This is a genomic window from Streptomyces sp. NPDC001941 (assembly GCF_040296945.1).
Taxonomy (GTDB): domain Bacteria; phylum Actinomycetota; class Actinomycetes; order Streptomycetales; family Streptomycetaceae; genus Streptomyces.
The window spans coordinates 22436-45892 of record NZ_JBEOYE010000074.1; the positions used below are offsets into that span (position 1 = coordinate 22436).

General features: G+C 72.2%; 19 protein-coding genes and 1 pseudogene. 15 read left to right on the forward strand and 5 right to left on the reverse strand.

From position 1 onward, the window contains the following. Positions 1-162: 162 nt before the first annotated feature. Positions 163-1308: a helix-turn-helix transcriptional regulator gene (locus tag ABT160_RS34825; RefSeq protein ID WP_351651973.1), complete on the reverse strand. Its 1146-nt coding sequence runs from the start codon at positions 1306-1308 to the stop codon at positions 163-165. Positions 1309-1792: 484 nt separating this feature from the next. Here ABT160_RS34825 and ABT160_RS34830 point away from each other — a divergent pair, with 484 nt between their 5' ends. From ABT160_RS34830 to ABT160_RS34840, 3 genes are all read left to right on the forward strand, one after another. Next, positions 1793-2230 carry a type II 3-dehydroquinate dehydratase gene (locus ABT160_RS34830; protein WP_351651974.1) on the forward strand — a complete coding sequence of 146 codons (438 nt, stop codon included), beginning with the start codon at positions 1793-1795 and terminating at the stop codon, positions 2228-2230. Between the two features lie 177 nt (positions 2231-2407). Further along, positions 2408-3919, forward strand: coding sequence for a sensor histidine kinase (locus ABT160_RS34835; protein ID WP_502984358.1), 1512 nt, complete (start codon positions 2408-2410; stop codon positions 3917-3919). Between the two features lie 7 nt (positions 3920-3926). Further along, positions 3927-4598 carry a response regulator gene (locus tag ABT160_RS34840; RefSeq protein WP_351651975.1) on the forward strand — a complete coding sequence of 224 codons (672 nt, stop codon included), beginning with the start codon at positions 3927-3929 and terminating at the stop codon, positions 4596-4598. Here ABT160_RS34840 and ABT160_RS34845 read toward each other — a convergent pair. Together ABT160_RS34845 and ABT160_RS34850 are read right to left on the reverse strand one after the other, a co-directional pair. After that, positions 4587-5240, reverse strand: a pseudogene (locus ABT160_RS34845) (phosphatase PAP2 family protein); the annotation flags it as partial. The gene ABT160_RS34840 and the pseudogene ABT160_RS34845 sit on opposite strands and share 12 nt — an antisense overlap. Positions 5241-5554: 314 nt before the next feature. Continuing rightward, entirely contained in the window at positions 5555-6097 is a 543-nt protein-coding gene (locus ABT160_RS34850; protein WP_351651976.1) for a hypothetical protein, read from the reverse strand. Between the two features lie 493 nt (positions 6098-6590). On the opposite strand from ABT160_RS34850, the gene ABT160_RS34855 reads away from it, so the two are divergent. The 9 genes from ABT160_RS34855 (at position 6591) to ABT160_RS34900 (ending at position 17223) form a co-directional block, all read left to right on the forward strand. Beyond that, positions 6591-7097 carry a hypothetical protein gene (locus ABT160_RS34855; RefSeq protein ID WP_351651977.1) on the forward strand — a complete coding sequence of 169 codons (507 nt, stop codon included), beginning with the start codon at positions 6591-6593 and terminating at the stop codon, positions 7095-7097. Next, positions 7067-8530, forward strand: coding sequence for a hypothetical protein (locus ABT160_RS34860; protein ID WP_351651978.1), 1464 nt, complete (start codon positions 7067-7069; stop codon positions 8528-8530). The genes ABT160_RS34855 and ABT160_RS34860 overlap by 31 nt, the downstream gene beginning before the upstream one ends. After that, positions 8527-10020, forward strand: coding sequence for a VWA domain-containing protein (locus ABT160_RS34865; RefSeq protein WP_351651979.1), 1494 nt, complete (start codon positions 8527-8529; stop codon positions 10018-10020). Before ABT160_RS34860 ends, ABT160_RS34865 begins: the two co-directional genes overlap by 4 nt. Before the next feature lie 112 nt (positions 10021-10132). Further along, positions 10133-11254, forward strand: a complete 1122-nt coding sequence (locus ABT160_RS34870) for an ATP-binding protein (RefSeq protein ID WP_351651980.1) — start codon at positions 10133-10135, stop codon at positions 11252-11254. Then, entirely contained in the window at positions 11251-14079 is a 2829-nt protein-coding gene (locus ABT160_RS34875; RefSeq protein WP_351651981.1) for a DUF5682 family protein, read from the forward strand. Before ABT160_RS34870 ends, ABT160_RS34875 begins: the two co-directional genes overlap by 4 nt. 131 nt (positions 14080-14210) lie before the next feature. Further along, positions 14211-14684, forward strand: a complete 474-nt coding sequence (locus ABT160_RS34880; protein WP_351651982.1) for a hypothetical protein — start codon at positions 14211-14213, stop codon at positions 14682-14684. Positions 14685-14778: 94 nt separating this feature from the next. Next, complete coding sequence (locus tag ABT160_RS34885; protein WP_351651992.1) at positions 14779-15333, forward strand: GNAT family N-acetyltransferase; 555 nt, start codon at positions 14779-14781, stop codon at positions 15331-15333. 187 nt (positions 15334-15520) lie between these two features. Next, a complete protein-coding gene (locus ABT160_RS34890; RefSeq protein WP_351651983.1) occupies positions 15521-15988 on the forward strand; it encodes a DUF5959 family protein in 468 nt (155 codons plus the stop codon). 542 nt (positions 15989-16530) lie between these two features. Continuing rightward, positions 16531-17223 carry a 4a-hydroxytetrahydrobiopterin dehydratase gene (locus tag ABT160_RS34900; protein ID WP_351651984.1) on the forward strand — a complete coding sequence of 231 codons (693 nt, stop codon included), beginning with the start codon at positions 16531-16533 and terminating at the stop codon, positions 17221-17223. Here ABT160_RS34900 and ABT160_RS34905 read toward each other — a convergent pair. Both ABT160_RS34905 and ABT160_RS34910 read right to left on the reverse strand, forming a co-directional pair. Next, on the reverse strand, positions 17207-17434 hold the full coding sequence (locus ABT160_RS34905) for a superinfection immunity protein (RefSeq protein WP_351651985.1): 228 nt from the start codon (positions 17432-17434) through the stop codon (positions 17207-17209). The two genes, ABT160_RS34900 and ABT160_RS34905, sit on opposite strands and share 17 nt — an antisense overlap. A 183-nt stretch (positions 17435-17617) precedes the next feature. Then, positions 17618-19378 (reverse strand): TROVE domain-containing protein, encoded by a 1761-nt coding sequence (locus tag ABT160_RS34910; RefSeq protein WP_351651986.1) that lies wholly within the window; start codon positions 19376-19378, stop codon positions 17618-17620. 1114 nt (positions 19379-20492) lie between these two features. On the opposite strand from ABT160_RS34910, the gene ABT160_RS34915 reads away from it, so the two are divergent. The 3 genes from ABT160_RS34915 to ABT160_RS34925 all read left to right on the forward strand — a co-directional run bounded on the left by ABT160_RS34915 (position 20493) and on the right by ABT160_RS34925 (position 23333). Continuing rightward, entirely contained in the window at positions 20493-21743 is a 1251-nt protein-coding gene (locus ABT160_RS34915) for a nucleotide sugar dehydrogenase (RefSeq protein ID WP_351651987.1), read from the forward strand. 146 nt (positions 21744-21889) lie between these two features. Continuing rightward, positions 21890-22048 (forward strand): hypothetical protein, encoded by a 159-nt coding sequence (locus tag ABT160_RS34920; protein ID WP_351651988.1) that lies wholly within the window; start codon positions 21890-21892, stop codon positions 22046-22048. Then, positions 22038-23333 carry a glycosyltransferase family 2 protein gene (locus ABT160_RS34925; protein ID WP_351651989.1) on the forward strand — a complete coding sequence of 432 codons (1296 nt, stop codon included), beginning with the start codon at positions 22038-22040 and terminating at the stop codon, positions 23331-23333. Before ABT160_RS34920 ends, ABT160_RS34925 begins: the two co-directional genes overlap by 11 nt. Positions 23334-23457 lie beyond the last annotated feature (124 nt).

The following is a 23457-nucleotide window of genomic DNA, read 5'->3' on the forward strand; positions in this document are numbered from 1 at the left end:
GTGGGGGTGGGGGCATGGTCAGTTGGCGGTCATCTGTCGTCTGCCGACGGATGTCTGTCGTCCGTCAGCTGTCGTCCGTTATCTGTCGTCCGTTATCTGTCAGCCGTCAGCCGTCAGCCGTCAGCCGTCAGCCGTCAGCCGTCAGCCGTCAGCCGTCATCCGTCATCTGTCCGAGAGACGGCTCCACGCCCGTGTGAGCTCCACGCGCGAACCCACGTCCATCTTCCGGAAGATCTTCTTCAGGTGGAAGGCCACGGTGTGCCCGGAGATGAACAGCCGCTCGCCCACCTGCGAGTTGGTGAACCCGTGGCTCACCAGCTCCGCCACCGCCGCCTCGGTGTCGGTCAGCGCCCCCGTGGCGGCGTCGCCCGCCCCGTACGGCCGACGCGCCCCGCGCCGCACGCCCAGCGCGCGCAGCCTGCTCGCCACGCGCCGCGCGTCCCGGGGTGCCGCGCTCGCCGTGTAGCCGCCGGTGGCCGCCTCCAGGAGGTCCACCGCCCGGTCCCGCTCCGAAGGACGTGCGGAGAGCAGGCGTCCCGCGTCCTCACGGGCCGAGGCGGCGGCCCACAGGTCCAGGTGCAGGCGCGCGGCCCGGGCCACCCGGTCCGCGTCGCGGTCGAACAGGCCCCGCGCGTGCGCCGCGGCGGCCTCCGGGGAGCGCAGACCCGGACTGCCGGCCGCGAGGCCCTCGGCCGCCGACGCCACGTGCCGGGCGAGGCCCTCGTCCCCGAGCCGCCGGGTGGCCCGCACCAGCCAGGCGGCCGCGGCGGGCTGGAAGGCCAGCAGCTCGCGCAGCAACTCGTCGTCCGTGGTGAGGCCCACGACGAGGTGCGCGGCGCTGTCTGCACCGCCCTGGACCTCAAGGAGCTGCGCGGCCACCCAGGCGCACTGGCTGGGACGGTGCGCGGTCTGGCCGAGCAGCGCGCAGTCGCGCAACTGGTTGGTGAACTCCATGCCGACGCTCATGTCGCCCTGGCGCAGCGCGCTGAGGGCCATCACGGTGTGGGCGTCGGGCAGCAGGCGCCCCAGACCGGCCCGCCGGGCACGCTCCGACGCCTCGTGGACGAGGGCGACAACGTTGCCGTGCTCGCCACGGGCCAGAGAGAGATGGGCTGCGCACAGGAGCGACGCGGTGGCGACGGCCTCGACGGCGACCGGCTTGCCGACTGGGCTCTCGTCGGCTGTGTCCTTGCCGGCGGGACTCTCGCCGACGGGCGGCGCCGTGGCGTCGAGTTCGGCGAGGGCCCGGGCGGCGCCGGAGAGGTCGCGGACCCCGACCAGCAGGGTGGCGAGCCAGATCTTTGCCAAAGCCTTGCAATTCCCGGTGCATTCGGGTTTCATCGCACCAGCAGTATTCGCGAGCCGTATTCCCTCGGCGAGTTCCCCGCGCGTCCACGCGGTGAATGAGGACTCGGTCACGAGGGCGGTTTCGCACGATCTTCTCGCGCAGGTCCGCAGGCTGGAGAAGGTGGGGGGCAGCCGCGGGCGAAACGGAGAGTCAAGCATCACGTCTCCTGTCGTGGATTCCGTGCCGTGCAGGTGGGGGTGCAGGTGGGGGTACTGCGCCGACCAGGTTAGGGCGGCGCCCTCAGCTGCGGCGATGCCGCGTCCCGCGCGCTGTAGAAAGCCTCTACCGAACTCCGAGCGTAATAGGGCTGATTCGCGTCCGGCCGTCGATCGGAAAGTTGGCGCGGTGGGGGAATGGCGCGCCAGGATGGGACGGCCCGCCTTCGGCGAGTGAAGACGGGCGAAGTCCGGAATCCCGCGTGAAAAGGAATGTCGAGGTGCTGCTGTGGGCGTCGTACTCCTCTTGAACGGCCCGAACCTGGGAATCCTGGGAAGGCGTGAGCCGGAGATCTACGGCACCGACACCCTCGCCGACATCGAGAAGGCGGTCGCGGAGGAAGTCGGCCGACGGGGCTGGGAAATCAGCTCGGTGCAGCACGACTCGGAGGGCGAGCTCGTCGGCGCCATTCACCGGCACCACGACTCCACCGTCGGCGCCATAGTGAACCCGGGTGCGCTGATGATCGCGGGCTGGAGCCTGCGCGACGCACTGGCCAGCTACGCGCCGCCGTGGATCGAGGTGCACCTGAGCAACGTCTGGGCGCGCGAGCAGTTCCGCCACGAGTCGGTGATCGCCCCGCTGGCGAGCGGTGTGGTGGTGGGCCTGGGGGCGTACGGCTACCGGCTCGCGGCCCAGGCACTGATGCACCTCGTACGGGAATGAGCCGTAGGGAGCGGGATGCACCTCGTAGGGCAGTGAACCGGAGGGTGCGGGGCATGGGGCGGACGTTCCCTTGAGGGCCGGTCGAGAGCCAGGCCGTCCCCAGGCGGAGAGTCTGGCCGTCAGGGATTCGACTTTCGGCAGTGTTGCCAGGTCCGCCGAGTGCGTACCGTCCCCTGCGTGGACAGTGCACTGATCGACGGCAGGGACACGGCCGGTACGGATGCCGCCTCGCGATCCGCCTCCCGGTCCCTCTCCCGATGGACGACCTCCCGGTGGACGACCGACCCGGGGACGCCGCTCGCGGCGGGCGTGGCCGCGGCGGCGCTGACGGCCGCGTCCCTCAGCACGCTGAGCCTCTGGTGGGCCCTCCCGGCCGCCGTCGCCGCGTTCCTGTGCGGGCGGTGGCCCGGGCGTACGGCCCCGACCGCGCTCGCGCTCCTCGGGCTGCTCGCGGCGGGCGTGGTGGTCCTGTACGCCGTCCCCGCCTGGCTTCCGCTGGCGGGCCGCTTCGTCGGGGTGCTGGTGGCCGCGCTGATGGTGCCCTGGTTCGCGGGCCGCTTCTGGTGCCAGTACCAGCAGCTCGTCCGGGCGGGCTGGGAGCGCGCGGACCAGCTCCAGCGCGAGCGGGAACTGGTCGCCGAACAGGCCCGGCTGCGCGAACGGACCCGCATCGCACAGGACATGCACGACGTGCTGGGCCACGACCTCAGCCTGATCGCCCTCTCGGCCGGCGCCCTCAAGCTCGCGCCGGGCCTCGCGGAGTCGCACCGGAAGGCCGCCGGGGACATCAGGGCCAGGGCGGCGGGCGCGGTGGAGCGTCTGGGCGAGGTGATCGGCGTGCTGCGCGAGGAGAGCGCCGCCCCGTCGGCGTACCCCCGTGACGCCGGTGTCGCGGACCTGGTGGCCCGGGCGCGCGCGGCAGGGCTCGCGGTGGAGCTGCGCACGGACGGCGAGGCGGAGGGCATGGCGCCGGTCGTCGAGCGGGCACTGCACCGGGTGGTGCAGGAGTCCCTGACGAACGTGGCCAAGCACGCACGGGGCGCGACGGCCACGGTCGAAGTGGCCCACGCGGACACGGAGTCGAGGGTCGTCGTCCGCAACACCCCGCCGCCCGCCGGGGCGGTCACGGACGTGCGGCCCGCCTCCCGGGGAGGCGGTCACGGTCTCATCGGCCTCGAAGAGCGCGTACGGCTGACCGGAGGGTCCGTCGACCACGGTCCACGCGCGGACGGCGGTTTCGAAGTGGCCGCGACGCTTCCGCACATCCCTCCGCCCCGGCCGCCCTCCGCCCCTGACCCACGTGCCGCGAGCGGCCTGCCGCCGGAGCACCGGCGAGCCCGCGGCCGCGCGGGCCGGACCCTGGCCGCTGCCGTCCTGGTGCCCCTGCTGACGGGTGCGGTGCTGACCGGAGGGCTGATGGCCTGGCAGGTGGTCTCCGCGTCCCGGTCGGTCCTGGAACCCGGGGACTACGCCCGGCTGCGCCTGGGGCAGGATCGCTCCGAGGTGGCGCGCTTCCTTCCGTCGCGCCAGACCGACTACCGACCGCTGACCGCCGAGCCGACAGGAGACGGCCTGACGTGCGAGTACTACGCGATGACGGCCGACCGGTTCGACGACCGTTCGGGCGACGCCTACCGGCTGTGCTTCCGGGACGGCGTGCTGGTGTCCCTCGGGACCCTCACGCCGTGAGCGCCCGATGATCCGGGTGCTGGTCGCCGACGACGAGCCGATGGTCCGGGCCGGAGTGCGCGCCGTCCTCGCCACCGCCCAGGACATCGAGGTGGTCGCCGAGGCCGGTGACGGGCGCGAGGCCGTGGAACTCGTCCGGCGCCACCGTCCCGCCGTGGCCGTCCTCGACATCCGCATGCCGGGGACGAACGGCCTCGACGCGGCGGAGGCGATACGGGACACGGTGCCCGGCACGGGCGTGGTGATGCTGACGACGTTCGGCGAGGACGACTACATCCTGCGGGCGCTCGGTGGCGGGGCCGCCGGCTTCCTGGTCAAGTCCGGTGCGCCCGAGGAACTGATCGCCGGGGTCCGGGCGGTGGCCGACGGCGCCGCCTACCTGTCACCGAAGGTCGCGGCCCGGGTCGTCGCGCACCTCGCCGCGACCGGTGCGGGCGCCCTGGCCGGCCGCCGCGGCGCCGCCCGCGCCCGGGTCGAGTCGCTGACGGCCCGGGAGCGGGAGGTGCTGGCCCACCTCGGCGGCGGTCTGTCCAACGGCCAGATCGCCCGGCGGCTGCACGTGGTCGAGGGGACGGTCAAGGCGCACGTGAGCGCCATCCTGGCGCGGCTCGGCGTGGACAACCGGGCCGCTGCCGCGGTCGTCGCCCACGAGGCCGGGATGGTGCCTCCACAGCCGTGACGCCGCCCTCCTGGCGAGCGGTGTGAAGGCGAGGAGCACGGCCGCCACCACGGTGGCGCCCAGCACCGCGCCGGCCAGCACGTCGTGCGGGTAGTGGACGCCCAGCAGGACGCGCGACAGGGCGGCGGCCGCGGCCAGCGGCAGGGCGAGCACGGCGAGACGGGGGCGCAGGACGGCCAGGCCGACGGCGAGTCCGGTCGCCAGGGTGGCGTGGTTGCTGGGGAAGGACCAGTCGCCCGCCTCCGGGCACTCGGCGACGGCGCGGACAGCTGTACGCAGCGCACGGCAGGGCCGTTCCTCGTCCACGACCAGCTTCACGGCCTCGCTCACCGCGTAGGCGGCGACTGTCCCGAGCACGGCCAGCACGGCTCCGGCCGTCCGCTGTGCGTCACGCTGCCGCAGTGCCGTCCAGCCGGTCCAGGCGAGCAGCAGGCCGAGCAGCAACAGGGTTCCCTCGGTCATCACTTCGAGGACTGTTCCGAGCCCGGTGGGGCCGTCGGCCACCGCACGCGTGAGGGAGCGGTACGCGTCCGCCGAGGCCCCGCCCGTGATCTCCACGGCCCCGGCGTCCCCCAGCCCACCCGGCGCGAGCCACGCGACGCAGGCCGCCCCGGCCCCCAGGACTCCGAGGCCGAGGAGCACGCGGGCTGCGACCGGGAGAGCTGTTGTCCGTTCGTGCGTCTGCCCGTATGCCCGTACGTGTGTCCGTACGTGTCGTTGATGTCGTTCCATGGGCTCCGAAGGTAGGAGCGCGCACGGACGGACACCTGTGCCGAACGGCGAGGAGGGACCTTGCCTTTCGTCAGGGTTGACGCGCCCCGACGGACAGGCGGTACGCGGCACAGGCGGTGCGCAGACGCCAACGGCGGCCCGGTCGCGCGCGGAACGCGTCCGCGACCGGGCCGCCGCATCGTGGGGGACACCGAGGCACCGTGGGCGGTGCCGTCAGACGTGCGTCAGGAGACCGCGGCCGCCACGGCCCCCGCGCCGAGCGCGGCCCAGCGGCCGTCCGGCGACTGGGCCACCAGCTCGCGGCCGGCCAGGTCGTCGAGGTGCTTGGCGATCGTGCGCGCGGTGTAGCCGACCGCCTCGGCGATCTCCTCCACCGCCTGTGGTCCGTGCCCGGTCACCTGCGCGTACGTGCGCGCGACGTTGCGGCCGAGCGCCGCCTGGGGCTCCTTAGGCGCCCCGGGTTCCTTCTGCGGTGCGGGAACGCTCACCGCGGCGGCGCGTACGGCGGCTGCCGCGGGTGCGGCTGCCGGCGCGGGGACGGCGACGGAGGGGGACGCAGCCGGGGGCGTCGCGTCCTTCGCGGGGGCGGCGACGGGCGCGGCCTCCGGCGTGGCTTCCGCCATGACAGCGGCGTTGGTGGCGTGCGTGACGACCGGCGCGGCGGCAGGCGTGGCAGCTCGGGTGGAGCGTACGGGCCTGGGCGTGCGGTTGACGACGCGGTGCCGCCGCCCCTTCTTCCGCTTTTTCTTCGTGGCCTTCTTGCTCATGGGCACCCTTTCGTGCTCGGCGGGCAGTCTTCATGGCCAACGACGGACCCCCGGCGGCGGGCCCCGATGCGGCCCCGATTCACCGTTGAGGATGACCCGAGTTGACACGGGGGTCGCCCACAGGAGGCCCCCGGACCCGGGCGGCCGGGCGCCCCGAGGCCCCGGCGCCGGATTCGGCGCCGCGCCCGCAGAACGCCTGACCGATTACGTCGGTCGTGCCGCCCCGGTCGCGCTCCGCACGCCCCCTCGACGGCCCGGAGCCCAGACGCCCCAAGGATTGTCAGTGGGGGCCGCTAAGTTGATCGGTGTCGCGCTGACCAGGCGAAAGACACTTCCCTTGCTACGTCCATGTCCATGACCCCGCGACAGCCATGTCCGCTTCCGGGCCCCTCTACCGGGTCCCCTCGCCTCCTTCCCAGTCCCTTCCCAGTCCCTTCGACTCCCTTCCGAGTTCACCCTCCCCCCAGTCCGCCCTCACCACCGAGGAGTTGATGTGTCGCCCGAGTGGCAGAAGTCCAGTACGGCCCGGGTGCTCCCGCCCGCCCGCCCCCGCAAGCTCGCCAAGGTGCCTTTCGTCGAGCTGGCCGACGGCCGGCTACAGGGCGTCGTGTCCAGCGGCTCGGACATCGAGCGCGTCTACGTCTCGTCGATCGCCGCGGGCACCTTCGCCTATGCCTGCAGCACCAACAACAACCGGCCCTGCGGCGGCGCCAGGGGCGGCTACTGCAACCACATCCGGGCCCTGGTGACCGAGGCATCCCTGCAGTACGGCTCCGAGCGCGTCGGGCGCTACCTGCGCGTCGACACCGGGGACGGCGAGCAGACTGCGGCCTCCCTGCTCTCCGGGATGACCGGCACGCGCCCGGGCCAGGACGAGTCCAAGGCCGCCGCCACCGTCTTCAGTCGCTTCCTGCGCCACCTGGCCTACCTCGAACTGGCCCCCAGCACAGCACCGTTGCCCGAGATGCAGTGGTTCCCGCCGACCAGGGCGGTGGCGTGATGCGCACCGACCTGCTGACCCCGACCGCCGAGGCCATCACCGGCCTCGACGACGCCCTCGCCGCCGTGGACGCCTTCGACGAGGTCCTGGTCGCGGGCCTGTTGCGGCCCGGACCCGCCCAGGCTGCTGGCCTCACCCGGCTCGCCGGCGCCGTGGCGGGCACCCCGCTGGCCGGACGGGCCGCCGAGGCGGCGGAGCGGGCCGCCTCGGGCGTCGCCGACGAGGGCCACTTCCTCGTGCTCGCCGCCGCCCGGAGCGCCGTGCTCGGAGCCGTGCACGACGCCCTCACCGACCGGCTGGCCGAGGCCACCGGCCGCCCGCGACCCGGCGTGCCGGACGCCCCGGCCCCGGACGCGGGAGACGCACCCGCCGCCAACCTCCTCGCCGCCGCCCGCTCCTGGCTCGGCGACCTGGCCCGCACCGGATGGCAGGGCCTTGACCACGAGGTCGTGTCCGGTGCCGCCCCGGTCGTCTCCGCGATGCTCGCGGACCCGGCCCTGCGGCGCCTCGCGGTCCTCCTGGACGGTTTCGCCGCCGAGCTCGCGGCGTGCTGCCCGGGCGCCACCACGGACGCGTTCCCCGTCCGCCGCTGGGCCGACCTGTGGTCCCGCGCGCTGCTCCTGACCGCACCGGGAGCCCTCGCGCCGTCCCCGGTCGGTACGGCCGGCGGACGCCTGCTGCCGCTGGGCGTGGACCTCCAGGAGCACGCCACCGCAGTGCAGGCCCAGGTCCACGCGGTGCTCGAACCGGCCGACGGCGGCACGCCCCGGCTCGTACGGGCCAGCGTGTCCGCGCCCAAGCCCGACACGGTCGTCGGCGCGGGCCTGTGGCAACTGCTGCGCCCGCACATGTCGTTGCTGGCCGCCGCGGGCGAGGGCCGCTCCATGGAGCTGACGGACATGCCGGTCACCGCCGAGGGCGACCTGCTCTGGGACGACGCCCACGCGAGTGCGGGCGGGCCCGCGGACCCCTTCGCCACCGCGCGCGTGGTGCTGTCCACCGCCGAGGACACGGTCACCGCGCCACTGGACCGGCACCCGTCCCGTATCGCCGTACCGGTCTTCCTGGACGGCTACACCGCGCGGACCGCCGGAACCGACGGCGACGGCGAGGAAGGGGCCGGGGGACTCGCGCTCCTGCTCGCCGGACAGGAGCTCGCCGTCGACACCGACCGCATCCCGGCCGCCGGGCCCCTCACTCCCGAGGCGGTCGCCAAGTCCGCCGCCTGCATCGGCCTGTTGCGCTGGGACGACGACACCTTCGTGCTCCAGCCCCTCGCCGTGGAGACGACCGCGCGCAAGAAGACCACGGCCCTGCACGCCGGAGCCTGGGCCGGGGGGACCGCCGACAAGGCGGGCGCCAAGGCGGAGAAGGCCGCCACCGACGCCGTGGCCGTACTGCGCGAGCGCGCGGGAAGGCTGCTGCGGAAATGAACCAGCCCACCAGCGCACCCGACCCGCAAGAGACCCCCGGCCGGCCCGGCTCACCCGCAGTTCCGGACGCGTACGACAACCGGCGCCAAGTCCTCTACTGGCGGCTGCTGGCACGGCTCTTCGACCCCGAGGAGCAGCACTCCCTGGAGTCGGCCAGCCTGGCCGTCGTCGAGGACACCGGCCTCCCCGCCGCGCTCCTCGACCCGCAGGCCTCCGTGGACTCGGTCGTGCAGCGCCACCCCGAGCTCGCCGACGAGTTCGCCGGGCTGATGCACTTCCCGGAGGCGGGACGGACGGACGACGCGGGCGAAGCGGAATCCGGCCCCGGCGACCGCGACCGCGCCGCCGAAGTGCGGCGCGCCGCCCTCGTCTCCAAGGTCCTGCTCAACGTCTACGCCACCGGCTCCGGCACGGTCAGCGCCGAGCAGCTGGCGCGCTGGCAGGCCGACGCGGCCTGGCTGGAGTGCGCCCTCGGCTGCGCACCCGGAGAGCTGCGCGGCGGCCGCCCCGGCCCGGGTGGACAGGGCAGCCGCGGCCGGGCCGCCGCGCCGGACGGGACCGGCAGGGGCGGGCCGACGCCCGACCTGGGCGACCTCGTTCCCGCCATCGGCCCCGACCTGGCCGACATCGAGGCGGGACTGGTCAAGCGCATGCACTTGCGCGAGGTGCTCGCCGACCCCCGTCTCGCCTCGCGGCTCACCCCGAGCATGTCGCTCATCGAGCAGCTCCTGCGCGACAAGAACAACCTCTCCGGCGTCGCCCTGGCCAACGCCAAGGCGCTCATCCGGCGGTTCGTCGACGAGGTCGCCGAAGTGCTGCGCACCCAGGTGGAGAAGGCGACCGTCGGCGAACTGGACCGCTCGGTCCCGCCCAAGCGGGTCTTCCGCAATCTGGACCTGGACCGCACGATCTGGAAGAACCTCACGAACTGGGACCCGGAGGGGGAGCGGCTCTACGTCGACCGCCTCTACTACCGGCACACGGCCCGCAAGACGACGCCCCAGCGGCTGGTCGTGGTGGTGGACCAGTCCGGTTCGATGGTCGACTCGATGGTGAACTGCACGATCCTCGCGTCGATCTTCGCCGGGCTGCCCAAGGTGGACGTGCACCTCATCGCGTACGACACCCAGGCCCTGGACCTGACCCCGTGGGTGCACGACCCCTTCGAGACGCTGCTGCGCACCAACCTGGGTGGCGGCACGGACGGGACCGTCGCGATGGCGCTCGCCCAGCCGAAGATCGCCGAGCCGCGCAACACGGTCGTCGTGTGGATCTCGGACTTCTACGAGTGGCAGAGCGAGCCGCTTTTCGAGTCGATGGCCGCCGTGCACCGCTCCGGGGCGAAGTTCATCCCGGTCGGCTCGGTCACCAGCGCCGGGCGCGGCAGCGTGAACCCGTGGTTCCGCGAGCGGTTCAAGGACCTCGGGACCCCGGTGCTGTCCGGTCACATACGCAAGCTCGTCCACGAGCTCAAGACGTTCCTCACCTGAGTCACCTGACGCCGTCGCACCAGCTCCGTAGCCGGCGCACCCCGCGCGGCCGGCGGACCCAGTCCGTAGCGAACTCAACAGACTTCAGAGACCCCAGAGAAAGGCCACCCACATGTCCGACCTCCTGCGCGCCCCCGCCGAGATCAAGTACGCCGAGGAACTGGACTGGCTGGAGTCCGTCGACGACGGCCCCAAGCCGTTCTCCTGGCGCCTGTCGCCGAAGATGGTCCGCCTGTTCGTCCTCGGCTCCGAGCGCGCCGACGGCCTGGAGCGGGAGATCAGCCAGAAGTGGTTCGGCGACCGCAGCTTCGTCGAGCGCGCGATCGTCACCCTGGCCTCCGACCGCGGCCTGCTCCTCATCGGCGACCCCGGCACCGGCAAGAGCTGGCTCGCCGAGCTGCTCTCCGCCGCGATCTGCCGCAACTCCACCCAGGTGGTGCAGGGCACCGCCGGCACCACCGAGGACCACATCAAGTACTCGTGGAACGTGTCGATGGTCATCGCCCAGGGACAGTCCCGCCAGTCGATGATCCCCTCGCCGATCATGACCGCGATGGAGACCGGCACGATCGGCCGCTTCGAGGAGCTGACCCGCTCCACCAGCGACGTCCAGGACGCGCTGATCTCGATCCTCTCGGAGAAGTACATCTCCGTCCCCGAACTGGACGGCGCGGGCGGGGAGAACATCGTCTTCGCCAAGCCCGGCTTCTCGGTCATCGCCACGGCCAACAGCCGCGACCGGGGCGTCAACGACCTGTCCTCCGCACTGAAGCGCCGCTTCAACTTCGTCCGCATCCCGGTGGTCACCAATAAGAAGAGCGAGGCGGAGATCGTCCGCTACCGCACCGAGGAACTGCTGCACCGCCACCGGATCGAGCTGGACGTGCCGCCCACGCTGCTCGACGTACTGCTCCAGAGCTTCGCCGACCTGCGGGCCTCGGCCGCCGCCGCGACCAGCGACGACGAGAAGCTGGAGTCCGCGCTGTCCACCGCCGAGCAGATCGGTGTCCTGGAGGACGCCATCCTGCACTCCAACTTCTTCGGCGAGCGCGCCCTGACCGCCCGCACCCTCGCCTCCTCCCTGGTGGGCTCGCTCACCCGGCGCGAGCCCGAGGACCTGGCCATACTCAACAAGTACCTGCACGGTGTGATCGAGCCGCGCAGCAAGGAACAGGGCGGCTCGTGGCCGGAGTTCCTCGAGGGCGGCCGCGACGCGATCGCGACCCTGTCGTGAGCGCCCCCACGCCCGCCCCCGCCACGCCCGCCCGCGCGTCCACCGCCGAGGGGACCTTCGAGGCGCTGCGCGGCCAGCTCCACGAGGCCGCGACCGCGTTCGCGGACGGGCCCGGCGCCCTGGAGGGCATCCTCCTGGGCATGGTCGACGACGTGGACCGCGCGGTGCGCGAGCCGCTGGAGATCTTCCCCGTCTGCCACCACTCGCCCGCCTCCGCCCTCGCGATGGCCCGCCGTCTGCGCGAGAAGCGGCCGAAGACGGTCTACCTGGAGCTGTGCGAGGACATGGCGCCGCTCCTGGGCGAGCTGCGCAACTGCAAGCTGCCCGTCGCCGTGCAGGCCTTCGCCAGCGAGGTCGAGGGCTTCCCGGCAGACTGGTCCCCGCTGTCCGTCGTCGCGCCGATCACCGAGGCGTCCGCCGAGTACCAGGCCATCGCGTACGCGCTGGACACCCCGGGCGTCGAACTCGTCCTGGTCGACCGGTCCTCCGACCACGTCTTCCAGTGGGACGCGCGCGCCGACGACACCGACAACCCGGCCGACCCCGACGCGCCGCCCGCCGAGGAGGAGGCCGCGCTGCACGGCGACGCGGTCGGCGTCGAGATCGGCGACCTGCGCCCGCGCTTCGCCGAGCTGGAGGAGCACCTGCTGCGGCACGGACGGGTGCGGCACTGGTCGGAGTGGTGGCACCAGTACGTCGAGCTGCCGCTGGGCGACGCCGACCACGACGCGTACCGCCAGGCCATGTTCCTCATCGGCAGCCTCTTCCGCCGCCTGGCCCCCGGCGACCAGCGGCGCGTGCGCGTCGACGAGGACCGCGAGCGGTACATGTGGACCCGCATCCGCGCACACCTGCGGTCCTCCGGCACCAGCCCCGAGGACGGCCTGTACGTGTGCGGCGCCTTCCACGCGGCCAGCCGCGTCGCCGAGTTCGGCGTCGACGGCACCGACACCTTCGAGATCGGCCCACGGACCGGCACCACCTGGCAGCACGGCCTGATCCCGTCCAGCCACGCGGCGATCGAGGCGCAGTTCGGCCTCGCCGCGGGGTCCGTGTCGATCGCCGCCACGGTCTGGGCGAAGAACCTCAAGCGCACCCGCGTCCGGCCCTACCGCCTGGCCGGCCAGGCGGGCGCGGCGAAGACCCGGACCGCCGCGGCGCAGGCACCGGCACCCGAGGCCGGGCCCGCCGACCGGCTCAGCGGATTCCTCCGACGGCCCCCGGTCCTCGACCGGCTGGACGAGGAGGAACTGCTCGGCTGGTCCGTGGACATCGTGCGCGCCGCCCGGCGCAACGGCTACCTCGCCTCCACGGCCGACGCCATCGCGGTGTTCGAGACGTCGATCCTGCTCGCCGGGATGCGAGACCGGGCCAGGCCGACGCCGTACGACTTCCAGGACGCGGCCGTCACCTGCATCGAGAAGGACAGCGTCCCCGGCCGGCGCGACGTGCGCAGGCTCGTCGAGATCATGATGGGCGGCGACCGGGTCGGCCAGGTCGGTTACGACGCGCTGCCCCCGCTCGCCCGCGACGTCCACGACCGCCTCGCCGCGCTCGGGCTGCCGCTCCAGCAGCGCGGCGTGCGGCGGGCACTGCTCGACATCGCGGGGAACCAGGACCTCGCGGCCTGCTCCGACGTCCTGTGGATGCTGCGCTACCTGATGCCGCCCGGCGCCGCCCGCCCCATCATGGGCGAGCGCACCCTCGGCGAGCGCCCCATCCAGGAGTCCTGGGACCTGGCCCTCGGTACCCACCAGCGCGCCCTGATCGAGCTCGGGTACGAGGGCGTGAGCATCGAGCAGGTCCTGGAGCAGCGGCTGCGCCGCGACGCCCACGCCGCGCGGGCCACCACGGCCACCGTCCTGGGCACGGTCGAGGACGCCACGCTCTACCTGCGCAGCCGCCGACTCGCGGACGAACTGGGCACCCGCGCCCTGGAGGTCCTGGCCACCGAGCGCAGCGTCGACGGCGCCCCCGAGGTACTACGCAGGGTCCGCCGGCTGCTCGCGTACTACCGCACCAGCGCACCGACGCTGCCGCCGTGGATCGAGTCCTTCGTCAAGACGGGTTACGCGCACTACTGCACCCTGCTGCCGACCGCCTTCTCCGACGAGGACGCGACGGTGCGGCAGGTGGCGGCGACGCTCGGCTTCCTGTTCGGCATGGAGGGCCTGGCGCTGTCCCTGGGCTGCGACCGCACCCAGCTCGAACTGGCCGTGGCCCAGTGCCACCCAGGGGACCCGGCGAAGACGGCGCTGCTGTGGGCGGCCCAGACGCACCTGGGCCGACTGCCCCGCACCGAACTGCGGTCCCGCTGCGACGCATTGCTCGCCAACCCGCTCGTCCTGCCCGCCTATCCGCGCTACCTGAGCGGCTTCGTGCACGCCCTGGAGCCGGTCCCGCAGCTGACCGACTTCGTGGTGGAGGCCGTGTCCAACGCCTTCGCCCGGCTGCCCGACCCCGTCCTGCTGCCCTGGCTGCCGACGCTGATCGGCACCCTGCGCGCGGGCGGCTCGGACCTGGCCCCGCTGCTGATCCGCGAAGCGGGCCGCACCTTCCCCGGCCGCCTGCCCGCGCTGGACTCCTGGATCCCGCCGTGGCGCCAGGACCAGGACCCGGCCGCTCCGGCCACCGGGCAGCGCACCACCACGACGGCGCTGCCGCTCCTCACGGCCCACCCGGAGACGTGCGACGCACTGGCCGCCCTCCTCGGCTGCGAGGACACCTGGACGACCGGCGAACCGGCCGAGGAGGGGGCCGAGTTGCTACGGCGACACCCGGCCACGGCGGAGGCGTTGGGCGTTCTCCTGGAGATACCGGCATAGGGCCCGTACGGTTCATGTCGGTGTCATCCCGGACGAGATACCGCCCCGGGGCGGGCCCAGCGTCCGCGGCATGATCGTGAAACCGTTCGTGACGCAACGTCCGGCGGCCGTTGGGCGTCTCACCGGGTGTGATGGACCTTCCTGAGACCATGAACTCCGCCGACATACAGGACGGGGACGAGGACGAGCGAGTGCGGTCAGGCCCGCTGTGGCGCCATGCGCTGTGGGCGGTACTCGTCACCGTCACCGGGGTGGCGCTGGGGTGGCTGGGCGCCCTGTTCCGCATCGGCCCGGAGGAGTACGGCCTCCCGCCCGCCGCGCCGGGAGCGCTCTGGCCCTACCTGCTCGCCTGGGCCGGGATCGGCCTGGTGCTGAGTGCCGTCCTGCGGTTCGTGGCGACCAGGGTGCCCGTCTACTCCCCGTCGGAGGTCCTCATCGGCACCGTCATGATCGGCACCCGACTGTCCCTGGGCTGGCGGCCGGAGCCCCTCGAAGTCACGGGCCTGGCCGCCGCCGCACTGCTCCTGGTGACCATCTGGTGCGCCGTCGCCCTGCGCGGGGCGGCCGTGGTGCGACGGTCCGGGGACGCTTCGGGGGCTGTCTAAGCGGTCGCTAAGTCCGTTTCTCGTTGCGTGAGGGCCGGACCGGGGTCAGATATTCGGTGTTCTGCGCGCCCCGTGAGGACACAAGATGGTGCGCATGACTTTGGCCACGCCCGTACTGCACACCGCCCGCCTGCGACTTCGGCCCTTCACCGACGCTGACGCGGACCTTCTCTTCGCGCTGCACAGCAGCACCTACGTGATGCGCTACTGGGACTCCCCGCCGTGGACCGAACATGCCCGCGCGGAGCGTTTCCTCGCGATGTGCCGGAAGATGGCGGACGAAGGCACCGGGGCGCGGGTGGCCATCGAACGTGCTTCTGACGGGGCCTTCGTCGGCTGGTGCGGTCTGACCGAATGGGACGAGGAATATCGCAGCGCGTCGCTGGGCTACGCCCTCGACGATGCGATGTGGGGCCACGGCTACGCGACGGAAGCCGCGCACGCCGTGCTGGAGTGGGCATTCGACACGCTGGACCTGAACCGAGTTCAGGCCGAGGCCGATACGCGCAACGTGGCATCTGCCCGGGTCCTGGAGAAGAACGGTTTCGTGCGTGAAGGGACGCTGCGGGAGGACTGTGTGGTGAACGGCGACGTCTCCGACTCATGGGTGTTCGGTCTGCTCAGGCGAGAGTGGCGGCCGAGGACGTGACGAATCCAACCCGTGAAGTGCGGCGCTGACTCCGTTTCTGGTAGGGGCCTCGTCCAGGTTGGGTCAAGAAGCCTTGGCGTGTGAGGCATCCGAGCCGGCTAAGAACTCCTGACGCAACGCCCCTGCGTGGGAGGACTGCCAGTGCACGGCATCATGACGGCAGTCGACGCGGGCGTGGGGAGCAGGGATGGCCGAGAGCAGCAGCGTGGATTTGATTCTCCTGGCCGACGAGGGGAGCAGTGTTCTGGTTCGGGTTCTGGGTCGTCACATGCCGGGGGTGCTGCCCTGGCACGACTTCCTCGACGCGGAGATCGTGGTCACCAGCGGGTTCGCGCAGGGGCACCTGGAAGTGTGCCTTGCGCCGGACGATGTGGACTGCTGGTCCGAGGTCCTGGATGTGCTCGTCGCTGGGCGGGATGCGTCGTGGATGGACGATGGACGCAACCCCGAGATCAGTTTTGAGCCCACCAGCCAGGACGGAGTTGTCGTGGTCGCGGTGGAGGACCATGCCGGATCGGGGACATCGGTCCGCGTTCCGGTGCGCCTGGCCGAGGGGTGGGCCGCGGAGCATCGCAGGCGGTTGGAGCGTGTTCGGGCGGCCTGGCCCCAGGAGGTTGTGGAGACATCCTCGGGCACTTACGAGTGGCGCCGCTGAACTGCCTTGAGTCGGCGCCAGCAGATGAGCGCGCACCTCAGTGTGAGGAAGGCTGCGTGGATGTCGTCGCGGATCTCCCAGCGGATCCGCAGGCGGCGAAACCAGTGCAGGTGGGCGAAGGCCCTTTCCGCGAAACATCTTTGAGCGCCCAGGCCAGAGCCGTGCTCGGTGCCCCGGCGGGGGATCACCGGCTTCACGCCGAGGTCCCAGACGAGGCGGCGGTACTTGTCATGGTCGTGGCGTCGGTGGTCCAGTGGTGCTTGCTACCGCCTCTGCCCCGGTCCGCAGGGCTTCGTCCGGTCTTGGAGCCCCTTTTGACGCGCGGATGCGGGAGCCGTCGACCGCGGCCCTGGAGAAGCCCAGGGCGTCCGCACTACGAAGCCCGCAGCGTTCGGGACGCATCCCGGATGCGTCCTCCTGGAGGCGATCCGGGCCGCTGTGGTGGAACAGGTGGGCACGCAGTGGCCGAGGCACACGCCGCGCCGCGCAGGCGAACTGCCTTCACCAGAGGCGTTGTCAGAGGCACCGGCTAACGTGATCACATGACAGAGACAGGCACCAAGGCCATTGGCATCCGGCCGCGCCAGTTCCACGAGACGTCCGGGCTCGAGGACTGGCGTGTGGTGGGGGAGGGCGCGTGCGCGTACTTCCGTACGGGGTCGTTCACGTCCAGCGTGCGGTTCCTCCAGGCCATCAGCGAGTTGCCCGGCCTCGAGGCGGACCACCCCGACGTCGACGTGCGCGGCGAGGGCGTCCTCGTACGGCTGATCACGGTCAGCGGTGACTACTACGGGCTCACCGAGCGCCATCTCGAACTGGCCCGCCGGATATCCGAGGTGGCGCGTGGCTGGGGGATCGTCGCGGATCCCTCGGCCGTGCAGACCGTGCAGGTCACCGTGGATGCGCTGAACGTTCCTGAGGTGGTGGCGTTCTGGCGGGCGCTGCTCGGCTACCAGGACCGTGCGGGCAGCCCGGAGGACTTGGTCGACGCGCTGCGCAGGGGCGTGCCGTTCTACTTCCAGCGGATGGACGAGCCGAGGCCGCAGCGCAACCGGGTGCACGTCGACGTGTGGGTGCCGTACGACCAAGCAGAGGCCCGGATCGCGGCGGCGCTCGCGGCGGGCGGCCGGCTGGTGAGCGACGCGGACGCCCCGGACAACTGGGTGCTCGCCGACCCCGAGGGCAACGAGGTGTGCGTGGGGGTGGCGGGGCCGCCGGTCAGGCCGCGGAGTTGAGGGTCCCGCGTCCGAGTTCGGGGGAGGTGCGGGGCTTGCGCAGGGCGAGGTAGAGGGCGATGCCCCAGCCGATGCCGGAGCCGCCCAGCAGTACGTTGACGGCGAGGATCAGCCAGCGCTTCTCGTGGGTGCGGTTGAAGGCGATCAGGGAGGGCAGCAGGTAGACGACCATGAGGACGATGGCCAGGGGGACGGCAAGCGTGATCTCCATGGGGGTCACAACTCCTTCGCGGTGGTACGTGGTCAGGTGCCGCGCCGGGGCGCGCCTGGCGGTGGACCGGGGCGGGCGGTGCCGCCCGTGCGTGCCACGCCAGGTTCCATGTAAAGCATGGTACCTGGCGATGCAAGGTAGGTACAGAGGGGCTTCGACGATCCCGGCGAAGGCTGTCAGCTGTCAGCCGTCTTCTGCCGGGCCCGGTGCCGGTGCTGGCATCGGTACCGACACCGCTTCCGGTTGCTTCGCGTCGGGCGCGGTCGTCCAGGGCCAGGCGGCCGCCGCAACCTCCGTCCCGGACCCGGACCCGGACCCGGACCCGGACCCGGACCCGGCCTCGGACCCGAGGCCGGCCCCTGCCGTCGCCGCGTCGAGGAGACCGATCATGCGGAACGCCGCGTCGGTGAGGCCGCCGAAGGTGTAGCGGCGCGGCCCCGTGGGACTGTGCGCGGGCTGGTAGCCCACCAGGTTCCAGGTGTAGACGGGGACATGTGCCGGGACGGGGTCGGTCGCGGGGCGGACGTCGTACGTGGCCGCCTGCTCGTCGGTGACGATCACCACGCGGTCGTGGTCCCGGTAGTGCTTGCGCACCGCCGTCGCGGTGTACGTGCCTCCCAGGCTTCGGAAGCGCTCCAGCACGCCGAGCACCGGCTCGCCCCGCTCGTACGGTACGGACGCGCTGCCCCAGCCGAACTCCACCAGGTCGGCCTGCTCGGCGCGCAGCGCCAGGGCGGTGCCGAACAGGGCGGCGGCGTCGGCCCGGGTGAGCTTGGACCGTTCGGAGACGGTGTCCCAGAACATCGAGTCCGAACGGTCCACCAGGACCAGCGTCCGCCCCGGCAGCGCGGGCACGTTGGCGAGGGAGTGGCCGAGCGCGCGCTCCAGCGCCTCCGACCAGCGCGGTGACGGCGCGTGCCGGTGCGCGGCCAGGTAGCGGAACGGGAACTGGCGGGAGCGGGCGACCTCGTGGGGGTCCTCGATCCGCGCGGCGACCTGGGCCGCCACCTCGTCCGTGAGGCCAGCCTCGTCGAAGTTGCGCAGGTTGCGCAGCAGCGCCATCGGGCCCATGGACGGCAGCACGGCCTCCCAGGCGGCGGCGTCCATGGGCCCGTGCAGCCAGCCCGCGAGCGCCTCCCAGGTCATGCCCGCCGCCGCGAGGCGTTCGGCCCCGCCGGGACCGGTCACCAGGGCCCGACGCCTGCCGGGTTCCACCGCCATGAGTGCGTGGCGGGCGGTCAACAGGGCGTCGGAGACGGGCGGAACGGCCCGCTCGGGGTGGTGGCGGCGGTCCAGGGCGTACCGGAAGAGCGGGCCCTGCCAGGGCTTGTCCGGATCGGGCGAGGCGTGCACGAGGTTGAGGACGTCGCCGAAGCGGAAGTCCCTGGATGCGGTGTCGTACTTGAGCAGGGAGCGGGACGTGTAGAGGCGGCGCACGGCGTCGGCGACGCCCCGCTTGACGGGCTGGGGCACGTTCCTGCCGTACGACGCGGTCCAGTGGGCGAGCAGTTCCCCGGGTTCGTCGGCGCGCTGGAGGACGGAGTCGACCACGGACCTGTTGGACGGTCCCGTGGACACCCCGGCCGCGAGCCGGGCCCTGACGTACACGGCGGCGCCCCGCAGGGCGGCGGTGCGCTGGTTGCCCTCCGCGCGCAGCCAGCGCAACAGGCCGGCGGTCCAGTCGGGGTCCTCGATGGCGAGCCGGGCGACGAGGCGGGCGTAGCGGGCGTCCCGCTCCTCGGCGCTCTCGTAGTACGTCGGTTGTGACACCAGGCCGCCGACGGCGAGCAGGAAGAGCTCCTCGCGCGGTGCGCGGGCGTGGGCGGGCGCGCCCGCGTGGGTGCGGAGGCCCGGCGCGGGGACCAGCGCGGGGGACCGGAGCCGTTCGGTGCGCACGAGGTCGAGGGAGCGGGCGGCCGCGGCGATGTGCGGCGCCACGAGCATCCGGGGCCAGGGCTTGGGGACGCGCGGGGTGTAGCGAGGACGACGAGGCAGTGAATCCCCCTGGATACGGACGAGTTCGATGGGCTGGGCGCCCCTGCCCGAGGGGTGGCACGGGAGGAAGTGGTGGCGCGGAGCGGAGTGGTGGCGCCGCGCCCACCGAGATCAGAAGTGGCGGCGGCGTCACTTGGATGTCGAAGGAAGTAGCCGCAGCCGGGCGCACCGGGGGCGCGGTCGCTGCACCAACGTACAAGGAGCAACCAGCCGTCGACCAGCGATTATTGCGGTTCCTCGCCCGGCCCTCGCCCGGCCCCGGCCAGGAACTGGCCGGACTCCCCACCCGGCGCGCGGTGCCTCCCCCCGGGTCCCGGGGACCCAGGGCGACCATTTCCTCTTGAAATCAAGAGGAGCTTTGGCCATTGCCGAGTCACGAAAATAAATGTCGCGATTTTGTCACAGAGAATGATCATGACGATAAGCCCCTGGGCTGGCATTACTCTCAGCTACTAGAACGGAGTTGCGTATTCCGGCTGTGTCAGAAAGCTCTTTCAGAGTTCAAGTACTCCTCGCGGGGGCCTCGACGAGTCATATGCTCTTCTTCATCGAAAGGCCACTTCTTGAGGGGGAGGTGCGCATGCTCGGCACACTTCGGCCTGCGCGCACGGGGGTTCGGGTCGGACGGGACGCAACAGGCGCCCGGATCGCGACCAGGGGAACCAGACGGAGAACCGGCGCCCGCTGAGCGCCGCTGCTGACCAGCGACAGGGGTAGCGACAGCGGCAGCGGCGGCAGTGGCGGCAACGGCGCCAGCGATGGCGCCGCCCACGGCGCGCCGCGACGGCGTCAGCATCCAGCGGCCACACAAATCCGCGCACACCTATTCGCGCACACATCCGAAACAACTCACCGGATCCGCCACCACCATTCCCGTGACGGAAATCCACGACGCCCGCACACGCTTTCCTTTCGGGGGCGCTGCTTTTCCCGTCCCCGGCGCACGGAGCGCGCCTTTTCGCGCCCGAATGCGCCCGTGTACCACCCCGCCGCGCCACCGCGCCAGAACTCATCTCGCACCTCAGTGCACCCATCCGCATTCACGTCCCAGGGGGGATCCGTCATGCACGTCTGCGTACTCGGACAGGGTTACGTCGGTCTGCCGCTCGCGCTCCGGGCCGCCGAGGCCGGCCACCAGGTCGTCGGCTACGAACCCGACACCACCCGCCGCACGCGCCTCGCCGACGCCGACTCCTACGTCGAGGACATCAGTTCCGAGCGGCTCGCCGACGCCCTCGCGACCGGCAACTACCGGCCCACCGGCGACCCCGACCAGGTCAAGGGCTTCGACGTCGCCGTCATCACCGTGCCCACCCCGCTCACCGACCGGGCGCCCGACCTCACCTGCGTGCGGGACGCCGCCGAGCTCCTCGCCACCCGCCTCGAACCGGGCGCGACCGTCGTCCTGGAGTCCACGACCTACCCCGGTACCACCCGGGACACCCTGGTCCCCATTCTGGAGGCCGGCTCCGGGCTCACCGCCGGGCGCGACTTCCACGTCGGCTTCAGCCCCGAGCGCATCGACCCCGGCAACGAGACCTGGCGCCTGGAGAACACCCCCAAGGTCGTCGCCGGGCTCACCGACGGCTGCCTGCGCCGGGTGAAGGAGTTCTACGGCACCGTGGTCGAGCACACGGTGCCCGCCTCCGGACTCGAAGAGGCCGAGCTGGCCAAGGTGTTCGAGAACACCTACCGCCACGTCAACATCGCCCTCGTCAACGAACTCGCCAAGCTCGGCCACCTGTTGGGCATCGACGTGGGCAACGCCCTGGACTGCGCGGCCACCAAGCCGTTCGGCTTCCACCGCTTCACCCCGGGCCCCGGAGTCGGCGGCCACTGCCTGCCCATCGACCCCGTCTACCTCTCCCACCACGTGCGCCGCCGGCTGGGCGAGACCTTCCGCTTCGTCGAACTCGCCCAGGAGGTCAACGAGCGCCAGCCCGCCTACGTCGTCGAGCGCCTCCAGAGCGCCCTCAACGACCGGGGCCAGTGCCTCAAGGGCGCCCGCGTCCTCGCCCTCGGACTCGCCTACAAGGCGGGCACCTCCGACACCCGCGAGTCACCCGCCCGGCACGTCATCGAGCTGCTCTCCCGGCGCGGCGCCACGGTCACCGTCGTCGACCCGCACGCCCCGTACGAGAGCGGTCTGCGTGTCCACCGGCAGCTGCGCGCCGGGCAGTTGAGGGACTGCGACGCGGTGCTCGTGCTCACCGACCACCCCGAGTTCGACCACGACCTCATCCACGCCCACGCCCCGTACGTCTTCGACACCCGCCGCGCGCTGAGCGCGGGCGACCGGGTCGAGCACCTGTGACGCCCACCCCGCACCTCGCCCCGGCCCCCACGACGTAGAACGCACCAGCACACCCACTACGACAGCACCGAGAACCACAACACCGAGAAGCACAACACCCATCACGACAAGACCCATTACGACAACAGCCCGCGAAAGGCACCCCCGTGTACGGAAAAGGAACGCTCGCCCAGACCGGCGTCGGCTTCACCATCCTCGGCGTCTCCGCGTCGCTGAGCCTGGTCGCCGCACTCGCCGTGACCCTCGTCATCGTCGGTGCCCTCGGGTACCGCTACGCCACCCGGAGCAAGCGCCATGCCGCCTAAGTCCCACCGCTCGTGGCTGCAGACCGCGGCGACGGCCCTGGTGATGGGCGCGGTGGCCGCCTGGGCCGCCGCGTCCCACTCCCTCAACCACGTGTCCGGCATCTTTCTCGGCGTCTACTACATCCTGCTGACGCTCTCGGTCCTCATCTACATGGCGCTGGCCGCCTTCCCGGCCCGCAGCCCCTACAAGCGCGCCGCCCCCGGCACGGTCGCGGCGATCGTCCCCTCGTACAACGAACCCAGCCTGGACGGCCTGTACGCCACGGTCCGTTCGCTGCTCGACCAGTCCCGCGAGGTCGCCCACGTCCACGTCGTCGACGACGGCTCGGCGACCCCCGTCGTGCCCTTCGACCACCCCAAGGTGACCTGGCACCGGCAGGACAACGGCGGCAAGCGCACGGCACAGGCCACGGCGCTGCGGTACATGCGCGAGCACGGCCAGGACGCCGACTACGTCCTGACCGTCGACTCCGACTGCGACGTCCACCACGACGCCGTGTGGCAGATGCTCCGCGTCATGAACGACAGCCGCGTCCAGGGCTGCACCGGAACCGTCCTCGTGCGCAACCGCCGCGACGGCCTCCTCGCCCGCCTCGCCGACCTCAACCTCTTCGTCTTCTGCGTGCTCAGCCGGGGACTGCGCTCCACCATCGGCGTGGTCAACCCCACCTCGGGAGCGCTCTCGCTCTACCGCGCCGGCGTCCTCACCGACAACCTGGACCACTACCTGGAGTCGGGGAACGACGGCGACGACCGGCAGTTGTGCGACTACGCCCTGATGCGGGGCCGCGTCGTCTCCGTACCCCGGGCGTACGTCACCACCGACATGCCGCACACCGTCAAGGGCACCTACCGCCAGCGGCTGCGCTGGGGGAAGTCGGGCTGGCGCTTCATCCCTTGGGAGATGACCAACCTGCCCACCGCCGCCATGGCGACCCGCCTCGTCGAGGTCTGCACCGAAGTGCTGCTGCCGATCCTCTACATCGGACTTTTCGCCAACGTGATCCGCAGCGGCTCACCGTCGTTCCTGCCGCACGCCTTCGCCACCGCCGCGGTGTTCATGGTCGCGGAGTCGCTCTTCTACGCACTGCTGCGCCCCGGCCTCAGCCGCGTGGAGCGGATCACGGCACCGCTCCTGGTACCGCTCTACACGCTGATGATGTTCTTCCTGGTGTACCCGGCGAAGTACTGGTCGATCACCAAGGTCAAGTCCCACGCCTGGCACACCAGGGAGGTCAAGGCACCCGAACTGCTGGGCGCGGGACCACGGTTGGAGACGTCGTAGCGGGGATGGGCGGCGTGGGCGGTGCCGGGCTAGGGCGTGTCTGATGGCTCTTGTCCGGAGGGTGGATCTGCTGCTGTTCCGGGCAGGGGCCTGGCATGGTGCGTCGGCATGAACTGAGCAATGC

Bases quoted from the DNA above. Each gene is read 5' to 3' on its own strand.
- ABT160_RS34840 (WP_351651975.1), top strand. From the start codon at position 3,927: ATGATCCGGGTGCTGGTCGCCGACGACGAGCCGATGGTCCGGGCCGGA.
- ABT160_RS34850 (WP_351651976.1), bottom strand. From the start codon at position 6,097: ATGAGCAAGAAGGCCACGAAGAAAAAGCGGAAGAAGGGGCGGCGGCAC.
- ABT160_RS34865 (WP_351651979.1), top strand. From the start codon at position 8,527: ATGAACCAGCCCACCAGCGCACCCGACCCGCAAGAGACCCCCGGCCGG.
- ABT160_RS34870 (WP_351651980.1), top strand. From the start codon at position 10,133: ATGTCCGACCTCCTGCGCGCCCCCGCCGAGATCAAGTACGCCGAGGAA.
- ABT160_RS34880 (WP_351651982.1), top strand. From the start codon at position 14,211: ATGGACCTTCCTGAGACCATGAACTCCGCCGACATACAGGACGGGGAC.
- ABT160_RS34885 (WP_351651992.1), top strand. From the start codon at position 14,779: ATGACTTTGGCCACGCCCGTACTGCACACCGCCCGCCTGCGACTTCGG.
- ABT160_RS34890 (WP_351651983.1), top strand. From the start codon at position 15,521: ATGGCCGAGAGCAGCAGCGTGGATTTGATTCTCCTGGCCGACGAGGGG.
- ABT160_RS34900 (WP_351651984.1), top strand. From the start codon at position 16,531: ATGACAGAGACAGGCACCAAGGCCATTGGCATCCGGCCGCGCCAGTTC.
- ABT160_RS34905 (WP_351651985.1), bottom strand. From the start codon at position 17,434: ATGGAGATCACGCTTGCCGTCCCCCTGGCCATCGTCCTCATGGTCGTC.
- ABT160_RS34910 (WP_351651986.1), bottom strand. From the start codon at position 19,378: ATGCTCGTGGCGCCGCACATCGCCGCGGCCGCCCGCTCCCTCGACCTC.
- ABT160_RS34915 (WP_351651987.1), top strand. From the start codon at position 20,493: ATGCACGTCTGCGTACTCGGACAGGGTTACGTCGGTCTGCCGCTCGCG.
- ABT160_RS34925 (WP_351651989.1), top strand. From the start codon at position 22,038: ATGCCGCCTAAGTCCCACCGCTCGTGGCTGCAGACCGCGGCGACGGCC.